Origin of the sequence: Azohydromonas lata, assembly GCF_034427735.1 — a bacterium.
Classification (GTDB): Bacteria; Pseudomonadota; Gammaproteobacteria; order Burkholderiales; family Burkholderiaceae_C; genus Azohydromonas; species Azohydromonas lata.
In genome coordinates, this window is the sequence record NZ_JAXOJX010000279.1 from 1 (window position 1) to 231 (window position 231).

Consider the following 231-nt stretch of genomic DNA (forward strand, 5'->3'; position numbering starts at 1 on the left):
GTGGCCGTCAGCGTGCCGTTGGCCAGCTCGAATGCCGTGGTGCCCGCGGCACCCGAGCGCAGGCCGAAGCTGGCGTTGCTCAGCCGCAGCGAGGCGGACGTGCCCGCGCTCAGCGCAGCCGTCACATTGCTGCCCACGGCCACGATGTCCATGCCGGTTTTGGCAAAGCCCAGGTCGCCGGACAGCGACACGAAGTTCGCGATGTCGGCCGAGAAGCCCTTGAGCGTGAAT

General features: G+C 68.4%; 1 protein-coding gene. It reads right to left on the minus strand.

Going from position 1 to position 231, the window contains the following annotated elements; translation table 11 throughout:
* Positions 1-231: hypothetical protein (locus tag SM757_RS35385; protein ID WP_322468924.1), on the minus strand; the 231-nt coding region annotated here is incomplete at both ends.